Here is a 20,705-nt window from a genome sequence, read left to right on the forward strand (position 1 = left end):
GTTGGCGATGAAAAATTACACTGGCCAGAATCAGGGTGCGGCCCGGCCCGGTAGCAGCTTCAGGGTCGAGTGGGTATTGGCCAGCACTTCCTCCTCGGCCAAGTGCGCCTGGTGATAGACCCCCTCGATGTACGCCTCGGCCTGGTCCGCGTAATGCTTGTCGAACGCCACGCCGCTCTGGCCAACGGGGTTGATGGTGACGCTGTGGCTCGGGTCGGCGAAATCGATGATGCGCCGCGTCGAAGGCCCATAGGTCACCGGCCACGGTGCCGGACCGATTTTGGCGGAGAGGTTGTTGGGCACCTCGTGGGTGCCGGGTGCCGCGAAGGGGCCGACGTTGAAGAGCCGGTCCAGCGGCTTTTGCAGGCCCAACGGGTGGCCGTGGGTCAGGGTATGGGCCTTGCCCCATTGCCATTGCGTGGCATCGTCGCCGAGGGTGACCTTCAGGTGGGCCAGGCTCTTGTCCCAGGCCTTTTTTACGGTGTCGGCACGGGTCTCTGTGCCGAGGGTCGTGCGGTCATCCCACCACGGTGAATCCTTTGAGGCCGCCAGGCGTGGCAGGGCCGCATCGATGACCCGGGTCGACAGCGAGGTTTCGAAGAAGCCGTCGCCCAGTTCATCGTGCAGGGCGGCGTCGGCCAGGTTGAACAGGAACTGGTTGAACAGCGTGGCGCTGGTGGAGTCCAGGGGGTAATCGCCTGGCCATTGGGCCAGTTGTTCCACCCATTTGCGTTCCTGCGGGTCGCTGACCCCTTCACGCAGCACCGGCAGCAAAGGCGCGAGCAGGCGAGGGCCATAGGCGGTGGTGGTGCCCAGTTGCAGTTTCTGGGTGGTTTCGATGTCCCACTTCGCCTGCTTGTCGCTGAGCTGACGGTTGAGTTGCTGGCCGCGGTCGGCGAGGTTGTAGTACCCCGGGATCTCGATGCCGCCGGCCGGTACGGGTTGGAAATTGGCCGAGACGATGTAGCCCCGCGCCGGGTTTTCTTCCTGGGGGTTGCTGCTGAACGGATAGAAACCTTCCTTTTCCGCCTCCGGGCTGCTGCCGTCGAGGATGAACCCAGGCTTGACGCCGGCCGGCCGCTTGGGCAATTGCGCGGCGGCCCACCAGCCGATGTCCCCCTTGGCGTTGGCCCACACCACGTTCAGCCCGGGGGCGTGGATCTTGGCCGAGGCGCCACGGGCCTTGGCCAGGGTATCGGCGCGGTTGAGCTGGTAAAAGGCGCCGAGGATCGGGTTGCGACTTTCCAGGAATCCCCACCACATGGCGACCGGGGTCTTGCCGGCGTTCGCACCGAGGGCATCGTTGACGATCGGACCGTGGGGCGACTGGCGCAGCACCAGCGTCACCGGCGCCTGGCCCTTGACCGCGATCTGCTGTTCGCTGCGGGTCATGTCCGCCCATTTGTCGCGATACCAGACCTGCTCGGGATTGTCCGGGTTGACCTTCTCGGCGATCAGGTCAAGGTCGTCGTTCTGGAACATGGTGACGCTCCAGCCGAAATCCTTGTTCATGCCCAGCGTCGCAAAGGGCATCAAGGCCTGATAGTGCCCGTAGAGTTCGAAACCCGGCGCGGACAGATGCGCTTCGTACCACACCGACGGCGCGGAAAAACGGATATGCGGGTCACCCGCCAGTAAAGGCTTGCCGCTGTGGGTTCGACTGCCAGAGACCGCCCAGGCATTGCTGCCCTCGAACTGCGGCAGGCCGTTATCGGCCAGGGCCTGCTCGCTCAGGCGGGCCAGGGCGTTGAGGTCTTTCCAGTCGGCGGCGGCCAGGGGCAGGCCGACCTTGCGACCTTCGGCCAGCACGCCCTGGGGCTGCCAGTCGAGGTCGAAGATGCTCAGGTACTCGGCGCCCAGTTGATCACGCACGTAGGTCAACAGGGGTTCGGTGCGAAAGGCGGCGGCGAAGCTATAGGCCATGTAGCCGGTAATGCTCACGGTGTCTTCGGCGGTGAAGGGGCGCTTGGGAATACCCAGCACATCGAACTCCACGGGCCGGGTGTGACTGTCCTGATAGGCGTTGACCCCGTCCAGGTAGGCTTGCATGGCGAGCCAGGCCGGGGATTGTGGGTCCTGCTCGGTCACATAGGCCGCGGCGCGTTCGCGGATTCGCAGGCTGCGCATCAGTTTGTCGGTGTCGAGCAGTTTCGGCCCTAGCACCTCGGCCAGTTCACCACGGGCGAGGCGGCGCATGATCTCCATCTGGAACAGCCGATCCTGGGCATGGACATAACCGAGGGCGCGGTACAGGTCGGTTTCGGTCTCCGCGTGGATATGCGGCACACCGCGTTCGTCGTAGCGCACCGTCACCGAGCCCTGCAACCCTTGCAACTGCACCGTGCCTTGGCGGGTGGGCTGCTTGCTGTAGAGGTAGCCGCCCGCGACGATGATGGCGGTGACGATCAATGACAGGAAGGCGATGAGGGTGCGTTTCATAAAAGTCCTTTTCCTAAATACCGATGGGTATCGATAAACAGCGTAGGGCATTGATCTTGAAAAAATAATAACCCGGCCCGCGACTTGATTTCTACTAAAACAAATTTAGTGTAAGAAGCTTCCTTCGATTTTTTGGGAATTTAACTACAAGAATTCCGTTGCTGGGTGTGAGGGCGAAGCCTATAAAAGATACGGGTGGTTAAATGTTTCATTCATGTTGAGATGGATCTCGAAAAAGCCGTATGGAGGTGGGTGTGTCCGGACTTATGAAGTATGTTTCTCAAAAAATAACAGGCGCTGAACTGGTGAGTGAGCCGTTCAGTTTTTTTGAAGTAAAGGACTTTGTTCCAGCAGAATTGTACAGAGAGTTTATTTCCAGCTTGCCAGCGTTGGATTTATACAAGCCGTTGATGCATAAAAGCACCTTGAGAAATGGGAGTTCGACTCGTTTTGAATTGCCTTTGTCTCTGGAAGGAATTTCGATTGATCTTGGTAAGGTTTTTTCGAGGTCTAAAGTTGCTATTGATATTGTTGAGCTTCTTTGCAGTGAGCCATTCAAGCGTCTTTTGCTGGGAAAGTTTGGCTCTGATCTTGATGTGACACCTTATCCGCATTTGTATAAAGATTTTGCCGGTTTTGATTTGCCTCCGCATACGGATATTGTTGAAAAGGCAATGACATTTGGATGGTATTTGCCAGAAAGTGCGGATTATAAAGAATCAGGGCTTGGGCTGTTTGTAAAAACTGAAGGTGGCTTTGAAGAATTCAGAAGAATTCCTTATGAACCTAATATAGCGTTTGCTTTTTTGAGATCAGACGATAGCTGGCATGGCGCTACACACCATCCCAGTGTTTCTTATGAGAGAAATAGTCTTTTCGTGACATTTTACCGAAGAAGTCATTACAGGGATGGCGCACTGTTGGTCAATGATCCAAATGTCGACCGTAAGGAGATAAGAATCCATGAATGATAAATCGTTGTCAGAAATGGGGGCTGACAGGCATCTACTAACCTTGGGGAGAGAGGTGTTAATCAGTGAGGGTCGGGCATTGATAAAACTTTCCGATGAGTTGGAGGGTAACGGTTTTGTCGATGTGGTTCGACTTATATTGGCCTGCAAGGGACACGTGGTGATTCTTGGTGTTGGAAAAAGTGGCCATGTCGGTAAGAAAATTGCGGCAAGTCTAGCCTCTACGGGGACGCCCAGCTTTTTTATACACCCATCCGAGGCTAAGCATGGGGACTTGGGCATGATTACGGCGCATGACCTCGCATTACTAATATCCTACAGCGGTAGAAGTGAGGAGGTTTTGTCTCTGCTTCCATATCTTCATGATCTGGGTGTGAATACCGTAGCGTTGACAAATTTTTCAAACTCGGAATTGGCATGTAAAACAAATGCGAATGTGGCGTTGAAAGTTGATAGGGAAGCCTGTCCGTATAATCTTGCGCCAACCGTAAGTTCTAGCGCCACATTAGGTGTCGGAGATGCCATTGCTATGGTGCTGATGAAAATCAAGCGCTTCACGAAGGAAGAGTTCTCAAGGAATCATCCCGCCGGCAATCTAGGCAAGGTTCTGACGGTGAAAGTTCGTGACGTGATGGTGAGGGGGGATAAAATCCCTGCGCTGCCGCCTGATACATTGTTCTTGGATGCGGTTAGTTATATGGCGAATAAGCGCCTTGGATTTGTCGTCGTGGTAGATACCTTCTCTCGGCCTTTGGGAGTGTTTACAGATGGAGATATGGCTCGAGTGTTCAAGGGGAATGATAGTGTTGCTGGTCTTAAAGTTTCGGATGTTATGGAGGTTGATTTAAGATGCGTGCATGAGAGCGAGCTGATTGCAGACTGTATTGGTATTGATGTGTCTGCAATTTTGGTCGTTGACCACAAGGGAAAACTTTTAGGTGTTTCGCACAAGCATGATCTTGTCGCGTCTATTGCTTTGTAAGTTATCGGGAGAATGATGACTTTTATTGGGTATGTGCGTTCGTTTGGTTGTTGCTGAACGGCAGGGTGGACTAATTATGTTGATGTTGTCGCTGAGCTCAACGTTGTCAATATTTGTTTTGATATTGTTAGGTTGTTTGCTTTCGTTTGCTGGTCTCGTGCGTCGCGGTGCTGATGAAGTACTGAGTGACTATGTTTTTTATGTTGCGCTCCCCGTAGAAATTTTTTTGACGACGCTGAGGTCCGACTACACGCCAGACGTCAATGTAGATGCTTATGTTCAGGCGTATGGTTTGGGTATCTTTGTATTGTGGATCGTAATTTATATCATATATAAAGTTTGCCTTAAGAAGAGTCTGGTGGAGGTGGGTTTAAATTTTATTGCTGTTGGGCAAACCAATACCGCTTTTTTGGCAGTGCCTATCTTCATATTGCTGTTGGGTGACTCGGCTTTGGTTGTGCCAATAATTATTTTTCAGTCCGTTGTTCTTACGAGCATTGCGGTATTTGTCATGGAGGTTTCCTCTTTTTCGCAAATTGGATCTTTGAGCGCTTTTCTAAAGAATGCCCTGCTGGTCGTGTTCAAAAATCCATTGATCATTTCCGCGTTGACGGGGACGCTCATTTCGCAAATTAAGCTCTCGCACATGATCGATACAGATTTTTTTATCATCGAGAGCATGGACATGATTGCTGATACCGCGGCGCCTATTGCACTAATAGCATTGGGTGCTTCGTTCTATGCTGGTCGCGTAACGTCCACCATGAGAAACGACTGTAATGAAATAGTGCTGGGTGTGTTTGTAAAGAATTTTTTGCATCCCGCGATTTCTTTCGTGGTGGGACAGTACATTTTTGGACTGTCTGGATTGCTGTTGTTCGCATTGATACTGATATCGGCAATGCCCTCTCCAAAAAATACTTTTATCTTTGCGCAAGCCTATGGTGTGTCGGTGCAGAAGTTTAATTTAATACTTCTGGCTACCACGTGTGTCTCTTTTTTTGTGGTCAATGTGGCTGGCTATTTTTTTCTTCCTCATGTGGTCTGAGGTTGTGCGTAAATCGAATGGTAAACTTAATGCGGAGAGGGTGGATGATCAATATCAAACAAGTTTTAGAAGGCGTTGCAGAAATGAAAGCTAATTTGTCCGCGCGGGGTGTGGGTTTTGATTTGGATCAGTTTCTTTATTTATACGATACAGTGAAAACGCAAAAGCAGAGCCTGGAAGAAATGCAGCGCAAGTTAAATGCGATTTCAAAAACTATAAGAAATAATCCGTTGAAGAATGAGTTTCAATATGAGCATTCTGAGGCGTCGACGCTGAAGGGGGATGTCCTACGCGCCAAGGAGTCTTACAACGTGCTCCTTGAGGAATTTGATTTGCTTTCGCGCCAACTGCCCAATTGGACCTCCCCCGATGTGCCTGTTGGCGAAAGTGACGAAGATAATTTAACTATCAAGTTCAAAGGCCAGGCTCCAAAATTTGGGTTTTGCCATAAGGACCATGTCCAACTAGGCCAAGAGCTAGATTTGATCGATTTTGATTCAGGTAGGAAGGTGTCCGGTGCAAAATTTTATTGTTTAAAAAAATCAAGCGGTTTTTCTCCAGCATGCGCTTAAGGGGTTCATTTTCAATAAGGCATTAAAAGCTGGGTTCACGCCACTGCAAACGCCGGATATCTCTTACAACCATATTTTGGAGGGGGTCGGGTTCGCTCCAAAGGGTGATGAAAGCAATACGTATGGTCTGGATGGGCTTGATAAAAGCCTCATCGCTACAGCTGAGATTTGCGTGGCCGGTATGCACGCTGGGGACGTTATTGATGAATCTAAATTGCCTTTGCTCTACATTGCCGAAAGCCATTGTTTTAGACGTGAGGCCGGCGCATCGGGAAGATCCAGCAAAGGGCTTTATAGGGTCCACCAATTTGAAAAGCTGGAGCTGTTTGTAATATGCAAGCCAGAGGATAGCGTTACATATCATGACAAGATTCTTGAACTGCAAGAGGGGATCTATAGTGAGTTGGGTGCTCCCTATAAAGTCGTTATAAACTGCACGGGTGATTTAGGGGCGCCTGCGTATAAGAAGTATGATATTGAAGCCTGGATGCCCGGGAAAGGCATCGCGGGGGAGTACGGTGAGATTACCTCCGCCAGTAACTGCACCGACTATCAGGCTCGACGGCTGAATATCAAGTACAGGGATTCTGCTTCAAAAAGTAATCGGTATGTTCATACCCTTAACGGCACTGCATCCGCGTTGGGCAGAACGATGGTGGCTATTTTAGAGAATTATCAGTGCGCTGATGGCTCGGTGAAAATACCTGAAGCGCTGAAGCGTTACCTCGATTTTGACCAGATTGCTCCAGTGGTCAACGATTTACATAGAGCATAAGCCGGAGCGGAGCAAACCCATCTTATTTGAGATGGGTTGCTCATTTGTCCGGCGCAGCCCACGGGCAATAACAGCCCACCGCCAACGTGTGAGTCGCATTAACGTCCCGGCCGCCGCTCAACGCCTCAAGAATCGGCTCGATGAAGCTGTTGCTCGAATTGCAGGTCAGGCCTTCGCTGTAGGGGCCGAAGTACGCCAATTTGCCGCTGCGATCCCAGATCGCCACGGCCGGGCTTGCAGGAATCTGGTTTGATCCGGGAAGGGCCGAGAGGGATTTCAAGTGGCTCAACGTGGCCGGCAGCCGACCTTGGCTGCCGGCTTTTTGTACCGCATAAAACTCGACGCCTTGCGGTACATATTTATCCACCAGTTCGGCCAGGTGCTGCTGATTGCCGACGTTGCACGGGCACGCCGGATCCCAGAAATGCACCAGGCGGATCGCGCCGGGGCCGGCCAGATCGGCAGGCAGGCGCAGAGGGTCGCCGGAAAACACCGCGGTGTGTTGGCTGAAAGCCCGCAGGAAACGGCCCTGGAACCAGTCGTAGGCGGCCCACAGGACGACGGCGCATCCGAGGGCGAGCAGGCTGGTGAGCAAGGTCGTGCGGTGGGACGGGCGCATGGAGTCGATCCTCTGAGGCCGCGTAGCTTGCCATGCTTGCCGCGACAGATGAATATCGCAGGCCTACAAAGTCTGTTTCGCGCGATGCGCCTATGCCTGGAATTTTTGATGCCTGCCACTTTCGACCCCGATCTCCTGCGTGCCAGCCTGCAGCCGCTGGCCCAGTGGCAAGCCCTGTCCGAGCAAGCCCAGGCCTACCAGCGATTCTATGGCCTGGACTTTCCCCAGCGCAGCGTGCGCAAGGGATTGGGGCGCTTCGAGGTAGGCGGGTATGAGCTGGTGAGCCAGGTCTGGTGGCCGGAAAAAGCCGTGGCGACGTTGTTTGTGTTCCACGGTTACTACGATCACATGGGGCTGTATCGGCACTTGATCGAGTGGGCCCTGGAGCAGCAGTTCGCGGTGATCGCCTGCGACCTGCCGGGCCATGGCCTGTCCAGTGGCGAACGCGCCAGCATCGGTGACTTTGCCGAGTACCAGGCTACCCTGCAGGGCCTATTGGCCGAGGCTGGGACGCTGGACCTGCCGCAACCCTGGCATCTGTGCGGGCAAAGCACCGGTGGGGCCATTGTCGTCGATCATGTGCTCAGTCAGGGCGCGCAGAGCCCGGCCCAGGGCCAGGTCATCCTGCTGTCACCCCTGGTGCGGCCGCGGGCCTGGGGCTGGTCGCGCCTGAGTTATTACCTGCTCAAGCCCTTCGTGAGGGAGATCGCCCGGCGTTTCAGCGAGAACTCCACCGACCCGGACTTTCTGCCATTCCTGCAAGCCGACCCACTGCAACCACTGCGCCTGCCCACCGCTTGGGTGGGCGCATTGGGGCAATGGATCAAGCGTATCGAAGCCGCCCCGAGCAGCCCGCGCCAACCGTTGATCGTGCAGGGGCAGGCGGACATGACGGTGGATTGGGTGCACAACCTGCAAGTGCTGCGTAGCAAGTTCGATCGGCCGCAGGTGTTGATGTTGCCCGAGGGACGCCATCACTTGGCGAATGAGGCACTGGCGATGCGGCAGGAGATGTTTGGGTTCTTGACCAAGCGGATGAGCAGGATCCGGCGGTGACTGGGCTATTGCTATCGCGAGCAGGCTCGCTCCCACACTGGATCTTAATCGATCACAAAACCTGAGTTCATCCAAATACCCTGTGGGAGCGAGCCTGCTCGCGATAGCGGTCTCAGGGATACTGAAGAACTACTGCCCGAGACTCTGCCCCACCGCCAATCCCGCCCGAATCGCCGCCAGGGCCGCTTGATAATAAGCCTGGCCCTCGGTCGATTCGGCGAAGGTGGCGAACTCCTCCAGCTCGGTATCGGTCAGGTCACGGTAGACGTACAGCAGGGTGTTGTTCAGGTCTGCGCCGATCTGTTCCATTAACCGTTGGCGTTGGCCATTCAACATGCCTTGGGCCTGGCCGGCGCCCAAGAGTCCCGGGATCATCGAACTCAGGCTGTCGGCCGCCACGCCGGCGATCGCCAGGCTGACTTCGGCGCCGGCCTCGCGGGCGGGCAGGGCCTGGGCCAGGTGGCCGATGATCAACAGGCGGTTGTCGCTGGCTGGCATCTTCGGCAGGCCCTTGGCGTTTTTTGCCAATTGATCACGCCGGGTCGCCAGCAGCTCGGCCGCGACGACCTTGCGGCCCAGGGGCGACTGGAAAAAGGCCAGGGCCGGGTTCGGGTCTCGAAGGTTGCTGCGCATTTGCGCCTCGGCCCGCTGGTCCATGGCCTGGGGGGCGAAACGTTGATTGCTGTTGTTCACCAGGGCCTGGAACACCGCCGACGGCAGGCTGCTCTGATAGCGCTGCTGAGCGGCGCTCAAGGCGTCATTGAAATGCGCCCGCTGTCCCGGCCAGCCGGCGACCTTGTACAACTGGTCGTAGCTGTCTGCCCAGGTGGGCAAAACGCAGAACATCAACAGTGAGAAAAGCAAACGACGCATAGGGGCTCCTGTCAGCAGCCGACTATTCTCCGTGGGGTGTGGGGTCTTGTCGAGAATTCGTATCAAGTTCATACGGCGGTGCAATTTGACGCAGCAAACTGACGCAGCGAACCCGCTGCGTGGCGCTGTCGGTTTTGCAGGCACAGGCATACTATGCGCGCCATGCAAATACCTTCTGATCACCCGCTGCTGTTACGTATCGTCGACGACCTGGCCGAGCGTGGCTGGTCGCAGCAGAACCTCTTCCTGCCGGATGCGCTGACTCGCGCCCTGGCGGCCGAATGCCGCCAGCGTGCAGCCGAGGGCGAACTGGCCCCGGCAGCGGTTGGACGTGGACCATTCTCGGAGATCCGCGAAGGGATTCGGGGTGATCACATCCAGTGGATCGAACCCGGCCAGGCGCAAGCCTGCGATCATTACCTGGCGCTGATGGACAGCCTGCGCGAGGCGATGAATCGCGGGCTGTTCCTGGGCCTGGAAGACTTCGAAAGTCACTTTGCCCTCTATCCACCCGGCGCGTTCTACCTCAGGCACGTCGACCGCTTCCGCGATGACGACCGACGCATGGTGTCGGCGGTGCTCTACCTCAACGACGATTGGTTGCCGGAACACGGCGGCCAGTTGCGCATGTACCTGGACGAAAACCTGGAACAGGACGTGGAGCCCATCGGCGGTTGCCTGGTGGTGTTCCTGTCGGGGGACATTCCCCATGAAGTACTGCCGGCCATGCGTGATCGCCTGTCCTTAACCGGTTGGTTCCGCCGTCGTGGCAACGAGTTGTTCTGAGATGGAAAAGATCCTGGTCAGTCGCTGCCTGCTCGGGCATCGCGTGCGTTACGACGGCGGTGCCAGCGGGCCGTTCGATCAACTTCAGCAGTGGCTCGACGAGGGCCGGATCGTGCCGCTGTGCCCGGAAGTCGCCGGCGGCTTGCCTACGCCTCGGGCGGCGGCGGAGATTCCGGGTGGGCAGGGCGGGCAAGTGCTCGACGGCCAGGCACGGGTCATCACCACCGACGGCGAGGATGTGAGCGCGCAGTTCCTGTCAGGCGCGTATCAAGCATTGGAGCGGGTGCGTGAACACGACATCCGTATCGCCGTGCTCAAGGCCAACAGCCCGTCGTGCGGCAATGTGCTGACCTATGACGGAACGTTTAGCGGTGTGAAGGTCAGTGGCGCAGGCGTGACGGCGGCGTTGCTCAAGCGGCATGGCGTGAAGGTGTTCAGTGAGCTGGAGTTGCCTGAAGCGGCGGCGGCTCTCCAGGCCTTGAACAACGAATAACCTTGAGCCGCGTCGCGCTCTGCGGCAGGGACTCTCTGTGGGAGCAAGGCTGCCCGCGATACAGGCGCCTGGGTCTCTGAAAGACCGCATCGATTTCATCGCGGGCAAGCCTTGCTCCCACAAAATCGCTTGCGACAGGGCTATAGCTGCGCGGCCAACTGCTCAATCTGCTCCTGACGCTCGGCCTGGCTCAATCGCGGTTGAGCATTCAGGGATGACCATTGCGGATGCGCCCGCGCCTTGTTCAAGACTTCGGGCAGCTTGCCTTCGCGCCAAGTCTGGTCCTGGGGCGTGGCGATGCGGATGCTGTCCATCGCCGCATGGCCGCGCTGGTTGAGGGCTTGCAGCAGTTGGCGTTGGCGCAGGGCCAACAGGCGCAGCACGCTGTCGTCCACCGTCAATTCCCGTTGCCCCTTGAGCTTGCCCATCAGCCGGTTGCCATAGCTGCGGGCGGTTTGCAGGGTGCCGCCGACAATGGCCCCGGCCAGGGCGGCGGCGCCAAGGGTCAGGCCGCCCACCAGCAAATCCACGCCGGCCCCGGCCGCCGCACCCGCCGCGATTCCGCCACCGACGCGTACGCCCAGTTGCTTGAGGGTCTCGGGGTTGAACAGGTCGTCGCCCCAACGCCCGTCGAGCAGTGGCAGGTCGCTGGCGGCGGCGTCCTGGAGACGGAAAGCATAGAGCTTGAGCAGGGCCTCGACACAACGCTGTTCGCGCTGACGCACCGCGTTGCGCAGCTCAGTAATGGCCTGGCGTTCCAGTTCGGCGTCGCTGGCGACGCTGCGTCGGCAGGCGGCGCAGTCGATCAGCAGTTCGGCGATCAAACGCGCCGCGCTCTGCTGGCGGGCCAGGCGTTGGGCCTGTTGGTCGGTGACCAGGCGTTCCAGTTGCCCACGGGCGCTTTCCAGCAACAGCGCGAGGCTCTCATACAGGCGCCGCTCGCCGTCCTCGGGTGGGGCAACGCTGTCAAAGCGCACCAGGGCGTGCAGCCCCAATCGCGCCAGGGCTTCGCGCCAGTCGGGCTCGCGATGGTGGGTGCTGCTGACGAAATTCAACACCGGCAGCAGCGGCTTGCCACAACTGGCGAGGACTTCCAACTCATCGCGGTACTTGGCCAGCACCGGCTCCCGGGCATCGATCACATATAGCCCGGCGTCGCTGGCGAGCAGTTGTCGCAGCACTTTGGCTTCCTGTTCGAAGCGTTGCCGTGCTTCGCTGCCCTCGAGGAAGCGGGCCAGGCGTGCCGGGCCGTCCAGGCGTTCGCCTGGGCGCTCCAGGCGCTCGAGGTAATCGAGCAGGGCGATGGCGTCCTCCAGGCCCGGCGTGTCGTACAGTTCCAGCAGCGCTTCGCCGTCTACCGACAGGCGCGCACCCTCGACATGCCGGGTGGTGCTCGGGCGATGGGACACCTCGCCGAAGCCGACGTCGCGGGTCAAGGTACGCAGCAGCGAGGTCTTGCCCACATTGGTGTGGCCGACCACCGCCAGTCTCAGCGGCTTCATGGGCTCAGTCATGGCCGGTCTCCAGCCAGTTCAAGGGCATGCAGTCGGCGAAGGGCAACTGCAACTGTTGCAGCGCGGTGTGCCAGTCGCCCAGGCGCTCGGCGTCCAGCGCCTCACCGGGCGGCGCCTGCAACAGCCAGACGCGGGTGGCGCTGGCGCTGCGGGCCAGCTCGGCGATCAGTGCCAGGCTGCCGCGGTCCGGTGAACGGCGTGGGTCGCAGGCAATTGCCAGTCGTGCCGGCGGAAAGCGTGACAGCTGTTCGAGGAGTTTGTGGCGAGACTCGCGGCTGTCGAGAACGCCGGCGCTTTTCACGGTTTCGGGCAGCTTGGGCGGCCAGGTTCGATCGTCCAACTCGATTGCCACCAGCAGCGCACCGTCGCTGTTCAGGGCACTGACAGCATTTTCGATGGAATGCAATTGCGCGGGGGCGGCGTCGTTGACGCCCAGTCGCTCGCTGCTGGGCATCAGCCGTTCACGCAATTGGGCGTAGCCCGGCAGGTTCAAGTCCAGGCGCAGCGTGGTGCGGCCGCGCCGCCAGCGCCACAGGCACAGCAGTGCCAGGCACACACGCGGCAACAGGCCATAGACCAGCAGCACACCGACCAGCCAGGCAGCCCAGGCCTGGCGGGCGCTCTCAATGTTCAGGGCGGCATCGCCACTGGCGCGGATCATTTCCACCGTCGGCACGCTGAAGCCCAGCAGCGCGGGCAGTGTGCCGAGGGCCTGGGTCATGGCGACGAAGGTCTCGCTGCCAAGAAGAGTGGTTTCCCAGACGAAGCCATAGCGCCGGGTCGCCATCAGCAGCAGGACGATGACCAGCGCGCTGAGCATCGCCAGCAGCCACAGGCCATTGACCAGCACGCCGAGGGCCCAGCGATTGAGTTTGTGCCGTTGCAGCAACAGCAGCAGGGCTGGCGCCAGTTGGGCGGCCTTGGCGTCGCGGGCGAGTTTTTCGCTGAGCCACAGCCACAGGCGTCCCAGCGTGGCACCTTGCTCGCCAGCGAATATCAGGCCCAAGGCCCAGCCGATGAGCAGGATCAGGTTCAGCCCCAACAGACTGCCCAAGGCCCAGAACACATTGACCGGTGCCTGCCCGTCGCCGAGTGCGGCAAAGCCCAGGCCGGCGCCGCTGATGACGGCGAGCAGCGCCAATGCGATCAGCGCCAGTCGTGCCCCTTGCAGCCAATGGCGCAGGGCCTCGGTGAGGCCATCGCGCTCGGCCAGGCAGCGGGCGCGGTGGTGGATGCGCGTGGCTAAGTCGCCGCCGGCCACACGGGCCAGGCGATTGGCTTGCTGGTCTTCGAGCGGGCCGGCGTGTTCTTCACGCAGGCGTATCGTCTCGGTCAACCAGAGGTTCTGCAGTGCTGTCACGGGGGTTTCCGTTGCTCGAATGAGGGTTGAGCATAACCGCTGTGACGCCTGTCGGGGTACGCCGGGCCTCTGGTATCCTCGCGGCCATGAACAAAACTCTCCCTTTAAGCCTGATCGCAGCCCTCGGTGAAAACCGTGTGATTGGCGTCGACAACAGCATGCCCTGGCACCTGCCGGGGGATTTCAAATACTTCAAGGCCACCACCTTGGGCAAGCCGATCATCATGGGGCGCAAGACCTGGGATTCCCTCGGTCGAGCGCTGCCGGGACGCCTGAACATCGTGGTCAGCCGTCAGCCGGGTCTGGTGCTGGAGGGCGCGCAAGTATTCTCCACCCTGGAGGCCGCGGTGGCGCGGGCCGAGGCGTGGGCGCTGGAACAGGGTGTCGACGAGTTGATGCTGATCGGCGGCGCCCAACTGTACGCCCAGGCCCTGGAGCAGGCGGATCGACTGTACCTGACCCGCGTGGCGCTGAGCCCGGAAGGGGATGCGTGGTTCCCGGCATTTGATGCGAGCCTGTGGACGCTGGTCTCGAGCCAGCCGAATCCGGCCGAAGGGGACAAGCCGGCCTACAGCTTTGAGGTGTGGGAAAAGCTCTAAAGCAAAAGCTTCGCGAGCAAGCCCGCTCCCACAGTTAACCGAGTTCTATCAGGGAAAATCGGTCGACTGTGGGAGCCGGTTTGCTCGCGAAGGCGATCTACCAGGCGCCACCAAGTTAAGGCGACCAGCGAGACCGGCAAGCCCATGGCCGGCAGCACGATCAGCGCGGCGAACGTCGCGCCAGCACCGACCCCGGCCACCCCGGCGAACGTCGCGCCAGCACCGACCCCGGCCACCCCGGCCGAACTACGATCACGATCGCCACCAGCGCCCACAGCGCAACAAATCTTCGATAAGGCGGGTGCCAGTCGCCTGAAGCCGCGACTGCGAACCGGGGAGCCTAATAGCCTGATAACTAATGCATTAATACGAAAGGTGTATGTATATTGTCGTTTATGGAGCATGGCGGTGACGTTTACGGATATGTCGCTGGCGCTATGAAGACGCAAGCGGTCGTGGACAGGTGAGAGCTGTCACGAGCATTTGCTAGCGTCGAGTTTTTTGCACCCGGGAGAAATGCCGATGAAGTTTGTACCTCGTTTTTTCGCTGTCGCCTTGAGTCTTGGTCTCGCTGGCCAGGCACTCGCCACCGACCTCAAACACTGGCCGGTGGAACAAGCCAAGGCCCTGGAGGCGATGATCGCGGCCAACGCTAACAAGGGTAACTACGCGGTGTTCGACATGGACAACACCAGCTACCGCAACGATCTGGAAGAGTCGTTGCTGCCGTTCATGGAGAACAAGGGCCTCATCACCCGGGAAACCCTGGACCCGTCCTTGAAGCTGATGCCGTTCAAGGACACCGCCGATCACAAGGAAAGCCTGTTCAGCTACTACTACCGCCTATGCGAAGTGGACGACATGGTCTGCTACCCGTGGGTGGCTCAGGTGTTTTCCGGCTTTACCCTCAAGGAACTCAAGGGCTACGTCGACGAGTTGATGGCGTCCGGCAAACCAGTGCCGACCACGTATTACGACGGCGACAAAGTGGTCAACTACAACGTCAATCCGCCGAAAATCTTCACCGGCCAGACCGAGCTGTACAACAAGCTGATGGAAAACGGCATCGAGGTCTATGTCATGACCGCCGCTTCCGAAGAGCTGGTACGCATGGTCGCCTCGGATCCGAAGTATGGCTACAACCTCAAGCCGCAGAACGTGATCGGCGTGACCACGCTGCTCAAGGACCGCAAGACCGGCGAGCTGACCACTGCTCGCAAGCAAATCACGGCGGGTAAATATGACGAGAAGGCCAACCTTGGCCTGGAGTACACGCCTTACCTGTGGACCCCGGCGACCTGGATGGCCGGCAAGCACTCAGCGATCCTGACGTACATCGATCAATGGAAAAAACCGGTGCTAGTGGCCGGTGACACGCCGAGCAGTGACGGCTATATGCTGTTCCACGATGTGGACGTGGCCAAGGGCGGTATCCACCTGTGGATCAACCGCAAGGACAAATACATGACCCAGATTAACGGCATGATGGCCAAGCACGCTGCCGCCCAGGCCAAGGAAGGACTGTCGGTGACGGCGGACAAGAATTGGGTGATCGTCAAGCCGCAAGACATCCAGTAGGCGCTGGCGAAGCCTGCGATCTTTTGATCTTTCGCTTGAAATCCAAGCGGTACGGAAAAGATCGCAGCCTGCGGCAGCTCCAGGGCATTTTTACTACGGCTATTGATGCTTACAAACCGTCGAGCATTGCCTTGTTACGCACCGCGCCCTTGTCGGCACTGGTGGCGAGCAGGGCGTAGGCCTTGAGGGCCGTGGTGACTTTGCGTGGACGCACTTCCACCGGTTTCCAGCCCTTGTTGTCCTGTTCGAGGCGGCGCCCGGCCAATTCTTCGTCGCTGATCAACAGGTTGATCGAGCGGTTCGGAATGTCGATCAGGACCTTGTCGCCGTCCCGTACCAGGCCGATGGCGCCGCCAGCCGCAGCCTCCGGCGAAGCGTGGCCGATGGACAGGCCCGAGGTGCCGCCGGAGAACCGGCCATCGGTCAGCAAGGCGCAGGCTTTGCCCAGTCCTTTGGACTTCAGGTAGGAGGTTGGGTAGAGCATTTCCTGCATGCCCGGGCCGCCTTTCGGACCTTCGTAGCGAATGATCACGATGTCACCGGCCTTCACTTCGTCAGCGAGGATGCCGCGCACGGCACTGTCCTGGCTTTCGAAAATCTTCGCGTTGCCTTCGAACACATGGATCGACTCGTCGACGCCGGCGGTTTTCACCACGCAGCCATCCAGGGCGATGTTGCCATACAGCACGGCCAGGCCACCTTCCTTGGAATACGCGTGCTCGACGCTGCGGATGCAGCCGTTTTCACGGTCGTCGTCCAGGGTTTCCCAACGGGTCGACTGGCTGAACGCAGTTTGCGTCGGGATGCCCGCCGGGCCGGCCTTGAAGAAGTGGTGCACGGCCTCGTCGGTGGTCTGGGTGATGTCCCACTTGGCGATGCCTTCGGCCATGGTCTTGCTGTGTACGGTCGGCAGGTCGGTGTGCAACAGGCCGCCACGGGCCAGGGAACCGAGGATACTGAAGATCCCGCCGGCGCGGTGCACGTCTTCCATGTGGTACTTCTGGATGTTCGGCGCGACCTTGCACAGTTGCGGCACGTGACGGGACAGGCGGTCGATGTCGCGCAGGTCGAAATCGATCTCGGCTTCCTGGGCAGCGGCCAGCAAGTGCAGGATGGTGTTGGTGGAACCGCCCATGGCGATGTCCAGGGTCATGGCGTTTTCGAACGCCTTGAAGTTGGCGATGTTGCGCGGCAACACCGACTCGTCGTTTTCACCGTAGTAGCGCTTGCACAGCTCGACGATGGTCCGACCAGCCTGCAGGAACAGCTGTTCGCGATCGCTGTGGGTGGCCAGGGTCGAACCGTTGCCCGGCAGCGCGAGGCCCAGGGCTTCGGTCAGGCAGTTCATCGAGTTGGCGGTGAACATGCCGGAGCACGAACCGCAGGTCGGGCAGGCGCTGCGCTCGTACTCGGCGACCTTCTCGTCAGAGGCGCTGGAGTCGGCGGCGATGACCATGGCGTCGACCAGGTCGAGACCGTGGCTGGCGAGCTTGGTCTTGCCGGCTTCCATCGGGCCGCCGGAGACGAAGATCACCGGGATGTTCAGGCGCAGGGCGGCCATGAGCATGCCCGGGGTGATCTTGTCGCAGTTGGAAATGCATACGATGGCGTCGGCGCAATGGGCGTTGACCATGTATTCGACGGAGTCGGCGATGATCTCGCGGCTCGGCAGCGAATAGAGCATGCCGTCGTGACCCATGGCGATGCCGTCGTCCACGGCGATGGTGTTGAATTCCTTGGCCACGCCGCCGACGCGCTCGATTTCCCGGGCAACCAGCTGGCCGAGGTCCTTGAGGTGGACGTGGCCCGGTACGAACTGGGTGAAGGAGTTGGCAATGGCGATGATCGGCTTCTTGAAGTCGTCATCCTTCATCCCCGTGGCGCGCCACAAGGCACGGGCGCCGGCCATGTTGCGGCCATGGGTGGATGTTTTCGAGCGGTAATCAGGCATGGAGCACTCCGGGCGGCTAAATCAGGTACTTATCAGGTATCAATGGGGAAGTGAGCTTCTGTCGACGTCTGGAACACCCGGGTTTGGCCGTGTGTCCGGACGTGGCTGATGACTTTGCAGGATCGCTGCGCGCCTCAGCATGAGCTCATAAACCCGCCGGGGATGAATGGCGATGAATGTCGCGATTCTACACCGCTGGCGCCAGGATGAAATGACGCAAAGCGCTGATCGGGCGCCAATGTCGTGCGTGGGATGACGACTGGCAGGGGTCAGCCGGTCAGCAGCCCCCTGTAGCGATGCCGGACCAGGGCATTGAGTGCCAGTCCCAACAGGCTGAGCAGGACCAGGCAGAGGGCCAGGGTGACTTGCAAATCCAGCGGGGTGAGGCTAATCGCGGCACTGGTCAGCCCGCCAACGATGAAGATCAGCACGCTACCGGCCGAGGCCGATGTGCCGGCTTGCTCGGGAAATCTATTCATGGCTTGGGTGTGGGCGGCTGCGCGGGCAATGGTGGTTCCGGTGGTGCACACGATCATGGGCAGCAGCAAGGTGGTAACCGACAAGCCCAGGTGGCTGGAGAGCCCCAGCATCAGGCCCCCCGCCGAGAGAATCAGGCCCAGGCCGATGTTGATTTGTGTCTGCGAGTCGATGCGATTGCTCAACACGGTCGCCACCGCTCCCCCGCCAATGTAGGCCAAGCCATAGCCCAGCAGCGCCAGTGAAAAAGCCTCGGGCGAGAGGTGCAACTGGTCGATCAAGACCAATGGCGAAATGACAATGAACGAGAAATGGCAGGAAAAAGCCAGCGCCGAGGTCAGCCAATAGGCCATGAAGCTGAAGTCACGGCAGACCTTTCGATAGGCTGCGATGAAACCCAGCCCCCTGGGTTGGCGGTCTGCCGCGCAGCGTTCAAGTAAATGACAGGTGCTTACGAATGCCCCCATTGCCAGGGCAATGAACACCAGAAAGCTGCCACGCCAGCCCATCCAACTTTGCAGCCCGGTGCCGGCCAGGGGCGAAACGGAAATGAAAACCCCTCCGCAGGTGACCAGGAATATCCGCAGTTGCTGCTGTTCCCGGCCAGTGAACAGGTCTTGGATCAGCGCCTGGGACAGCACCAAACAACCGCATCCCAAGGCTTGGACGATACGGAAGAACAGAAACGCCCCGTAACCGTCGGTGAGCACGCAACCTGTTGCGCCGATGGCTGCAACGATGATCCCGATCAACAGCAGGTTCTTTCGCCCCATGGTGTCGGAGAGTGGGCCGACCAGCAGTTGCGAAAGGGCGATCCCCACCGCGTAGAGGCTGACAGACAGGGCAATGTCCGAGGATGGACGTTCAAAGTGCTCGGACAGGGCGGGGAACGAAGGCAGCACGACATCGATTGGAAAGACGCCGAGCAATGTCAGGGTCAGCAATAGGGCGATGGTGGCAGGTTTGCGTGCGGTCAGGTGGTTTTGCGGATCAGTCATCGAACAGTTCCAAGGCGTACCTGAGGGTCGCTTTCAATCCTAATACGTCATGCCTGCCAGACGCGGGGGAGATTGAGTAGGAAGGCTCTGGTAATTGCGTGGGGAGGCTCCTACAGACGTTTGCTACTTGTTAACTTTTTGCGCTGGGGCCTTATTCCTGCGCGCAAAAAAATCGCAGCCAAGGCTGCGATCGGAATGCAATTCGAGTGTGCGGGGCGCAGCGCTATGGCCCTGGCCCCGCCCGGCCTCAGCTGTTGGGCAACAACCGGCAGGTGATGCTCTTGATGTAGCGGGTTTCGGCAATGGCCGGGTGTACCGGATGGTCTGGCCCCTGGCCGCCACGTTCGAGCAGTTGAATGTTGCGGTCCAGGTGGCGGGCGCTGGTCAGCAGGATGTTTTGCAGATCGTCTTCGGGCAGGTGCATCGAGCACGACGCGCTGACCAGGATGCCGTCCTTGCTGAGCAGGCGCATGGCCTGCTCATTGAGACGGCGATAGGCGCCTTCACCGTTTTTCAGGTCTTTCTTGCGTTTGATGAAAGCGGGTGGGTCGGCCACGATCACGTCGAAACGTTCTTCGCTGGCCTTGAGTTCCTTCAGGGCCTCGAACACGTCGCCTTCGATGCAGGTCAGCTTCTCGGCGAGGCCGTTCAACGCGGCGTTGCGCTCGACACCGTCGAGGGCGAAGGCCGAGGCATCGACGCAGAACACTTCACTGGCGCCGAACGCCGCGGCTTGCACGCCCCAGCCACCGATATAGCTGAACAGGTCCAGTACGCGCTTGCCCTTGGCGTACGGGGCCAGGCGTGCGCGGTTCATGCGGTGGTCGTAGAACCAGCCGGTTTTCTGGCCTTGCATGACCGGCGCTTCGAACTTCACGCCGTTCTCTTCCAGGGCGACCCATTCCGGCACCAGGCCGAACACGGTCTCGACGTAGCGGTTCAGGCCTTCGGCGTCACGGGCCGCGGAGTCGTTCTTGAACAGGATGCCGCTGGGCTTGAGCACCTGGGTCAGGGCCGCGATCACGTCGTCCTTGTGGGCTTCCATGGTGGCAGAGGCGATCTGCACCACCAGGATGTCGCCGAAACGGTCGACCACCAGGCCTGGCAACAGGTCGGAGTCACCGTAGACCAGGCGATAGAACGGCTTGTCGAACAGCCGCTCGCGCAGGGACAGCGCCACGTTGAGGCGATGCACCAGCAGGGACTTGTCCAGCGCCAGCTTCACGTCACGGGACAGCAGCCGGGCGCAGATCAGGTTGTTGGGGCTCATCGCAACGATGCCCAGCGGCTTGCCGCCGGCGGCTTCGAGGATGGCCTGGTCGCCGGCCTTGAAGCCGTGCAGCGGGGTGGCGGCTACGTCGATTTCGTTACTGTAGACCCACAGGTGGCCGGCGCGCAGGCGACGGTCGGCATTGGCTTTGAGGCGCAGGCTAGGCAGGGACATGACGTCGCTCCGGAAAAAAGAGCGGGAGTATACCGTGTTGCAACCCTGGCGGGGCTTGCGGTGGACATGCGGTGAGCAAGCACACTCGCTTAGCCGTAGAAGCTATGTAGAAGCTATGTAGGAGCTGTCGAGTGAAACGAGGCTGCGATCTTGCCCCAGACACTTGAATC

The 20,705-nt window shown here is 59.2% G+C and carries 18 protein-coding genes; 10 read left to right on the plus strand and 8 right to left on the minus strand.

The annotated features are described in order from the left end of the window. Window positions 1–30: 30 nt before the first annotated feature. Window positions 31–2,439 carry a penicillin acylase family protein gene (locus AACY31_RS08750; protein WP_339491597.1) on the minus strand — a complete coding sequence of 803 codons (2,409 nt, stop codon included), beginning with the start codon at window positions 2,437–2,439 and terminating at the stop codon, window positions 31–33. A 254-nt stretch (window positions 2,440–2,693) separates the two neighbouring features. Here AACY31_RS08750 and AACY31_RS08755 point away from each other — a divergent pair, with 254 nt between their 5' ends. The 5 genes from AACY31_RS08755 (at window position 2,694) to serS (ending at window position 6,787) form a co-directional block, all read left to right on the plus strand. After that, window positions 2,694–3,410: a hypothetical protein gene (locus AACY31_RS08755; protein WP_339479461.1), complete on the plus strand. Its 717-nt coding sequence runs from the start codon at window positions 2,694–2,696 to the stop codon at window positions 3,408–3,410. After that, the gene (locus tag AACY31_RS08760) at window positions 3,403–4,392 is read left to right on the plus strand and encodes a KpsF/GutQ family sugar-phosphate isomerase (protein ID WP_339504330.1); all 990 of its coding nucleotides are present in this window, start codon (window positions 3,403–3,405) and stop codon (window positions 4,390–4,392) included. The genes AACY31_RS08755 and AACY31_RS08760 overlap by 8 nt, the downstream gene beginning before the upstream one ends. 76 nt (window positions 4,393–4,468) lie before the next feature. After that, window positions 4,469–5,440 carry an AEC family transporter gene (locus AACY31_RS08765; protein WP_339504331.1) on the plus strand — a complete coding sequence of 324 codons (972 nt, stop codon included), beginning with the start codon at window positions 4,469–4,471 and terminating at the stop codon, window positions 5,438–5,440. 44 nt (window positions 5,441–5,484) lie between these two features. Then, complete coding sequence (locus tag AACY31_RS08770) at window positions 5,485–6,012, plus strand: hypothetical protein (RefSeq protein ID WP_339504332.1); 528 nt, start codon at window positions 5,485–5,487, stop codon at window positions 6,010–6,012. Window positions 6,013–6,019: 7 nt separating this feature from the next. Then, on the plus strand, window positions 6,020–6,787 hold the full coding sequence (gene serS, locus AACY31_RS08775; RefSeq protein ID WP_339504351.1) for a serine--tRNA ligase: 768 nt from the start codon (window positions 6,020–6,022) through the stop codon (window positions 6,785–6,787). A gap of 40 nt (window positions 6,788–6,827) precedes the next feature. Here serS and AACY31_RS08780 read toward each other — a convergent pair whose 3' ends face one another. Continuing rightward, window positions 6,828–7,406, minus strand: a complete 579-nt coding sequence (locus tag AACY31_RS08780) for a DUF6436 domain-containing protein (RefSeq protein WP_339477659.1) — start codon at window positions 7,404–7,406, stop codon at window positions 6,828–6,830. Window positions 7,407–7,514: 108 nt separating this feature from the next. Here AACY31_RS08780 and AACY31_RS08785 point away from each other — a divergent pair, with 108 nt between their 5' ends. Continuing rightward, the gene (locus tag AACY31_RS08785) at window positions 7,515–8,462 is read left to right on the plus strand and encodes an alpha/beta hydrolase (protein WP_339477657.1); all 948 of its coding nucleotides are present in this window, start codon (window positions 7,515–7,517) and stop codon (window positions 8,460–8,462) included. Window positions 8,463–8,591: 129 nt separating this feature from the next. On the opposite strand, the gene AACY31_RS08790 is transcribed toward AACY31_RS08785, so the two are convergent. Further along, window positions 8,592–9,335 carry a DUF2059 domain-containing protein gene (locus AACY31_RS08790; RefSeq protein ID WP_339477654.1) on the minus strand — a complete coding sequence of 248 codons (744 nt, stop codon included), beginning with the start codon at window positions 9,333–9,335 and terminating at the stop codon, window positions 8,592–8,594. 153 nt (window positions 9,336–9,488) lie between these two features. On the opposite strand from AACY31_RS08790, the gene AACY31_RS08795 reads away from it, so the two are divergent. Both AACY31_RS08795 and AACY31_RS08800 read left to right on the plus strand, forming a co-directional pair. Then, window positions 9,489–10,121, plus strand: coding sequence for a 2OG-Fe(II) oxygenase (locus AACY31_RS08795; RefSeq protein WP_339477652.1), 633 nt, complete (start codon window positions 9,489–9,491; stop codon window positions 10,119–10,121). A 1-nt stretch (window position 10,122) separates the two neighbouring features. Beyond that, complete coding sequence (locus tag AACY31_RS08800; protein WP_339477649.1) at window positions 10,123–10,614, plus strand: DUF523 domain-containing protein; 492 nt, start codon at window positions 10,123–10,125, stop codon at window positions 10,612–10,614. A gap of 140 nt (window positions 10,615–10,754) precedes the next feature. Here AACY31_RS08800 and AACY31_RS08805 read toward each other — a convergent pair whose 3' ends face one another. Further along, window positions 10,755–12,128, minus strand: a complete 1,374-nt coding sequence (locus AACY31_RS08805) for a GTPase/DUF3482 domain-containing protein (protein WP_339477647.1) — start codon at window positions 12,126–12,128, stop codon at window positions 10,755–10,757. Further along, window positions 12,121–13,488 (minus strand): DUF2868 domain-containing protein, encoded by a 1,368-nt coding sequence (locus AACY31_RS08810; protein ID WP_339477646.1) that lies wholly within the window; start codon window positions 13,486–13,488, stop codon window positions 12,121–12,123. Before AACY31_RS08810 ends, AACY31_RS08805 begins: the two co-directional genes overlap by 8 nt. A gap of 86 nt (window positions 13,489–13,574) precedes the next feature. Here AACY31_RS08810 and AACY31_RS08815 point away from each other — a divergent pair, with 86 nt between their 5' ends. Continuing rightward, complete coding sequence (locus AACY31_RS08815; protein WP_339477643.1) at window positions 13,575–14,087, plus strand: dihydrofolate reductase; 513 nt, start codon at window positions 13,575–13,577, stop codon at window positions 14,085–14,087. Between the two features lie 522 nt (window positions 14,088–14,609). Next, the gene (locus AACY31_RS08820; protein ID WP_339477640.1) at window positions 14,610–15,665 is read left to right on the plus strand and encodes a haloacid dehalogenase-like hydrolase; all 1,056 of its coding nucleotides are present in this window, start codon (window positions 14,610–14,612) and stop codon (window positions 15,663–15,665) included. 109 nt (window positions 15,666–15,774) lie between these two features. Here AACY31_RS08820 and ilvD read toward each other — a convergent pair whose 3' ends face one another. The 3 genes from ilvD to AACY31_RS08835 form a co-directional block, all read right to left on the minus strand. Then, on the minus strand, window positions 15,775–17,616 hold the full coding sequence (gene ilvD / locus AACY31_RS08825; RefSeq protein WP_339477637.1) for a dihydroxy-acid dehydratase: 1,842 nt from the start codon (window positions 17,614–17,616) through the stop codon (window positions 15,775–15,777). Between the two features lie 269 nt (window positions 17,617–17,885). After that, window positions 17,886–19,091 carry an MFS transporter gene (locus AACY31_RS08830; protein WP_339477636.1) on the minus strand — a complete coding sequence of 402 codons (1,206 nt, stop codon included), beginning with the start codon at window positions 19,089–19,091 and terminating at the stop codon, window positions 17,886–17,888. A gap of 247 nt (window positions 19,092–19,338) precedes the next feature. Then, a complete protein-coding gene (locus AACY31_RS08835) occupies window positions 19,339–20,535 on the minus strand; it encodes a class I SAM-dependent rRNA methyltransferase (RefSeq protein WP_339477632.1) in 1,197 nt (398 codons plus the stop codon). Between the last annotated feature and the right edge of the window lie 170 nt (window positions 20,536–20,705).

The sequence above is a fragment of the Pseudomonas sp. RL_105y_Pfl2_101 genome (assembly GCF_963970585.1).
Lineage (GTDB): Bacteria > Pseudomonadota > Gammaproteobacteria > Pseudomonadales > Pseudomonadaceae > Aquipseudomonas.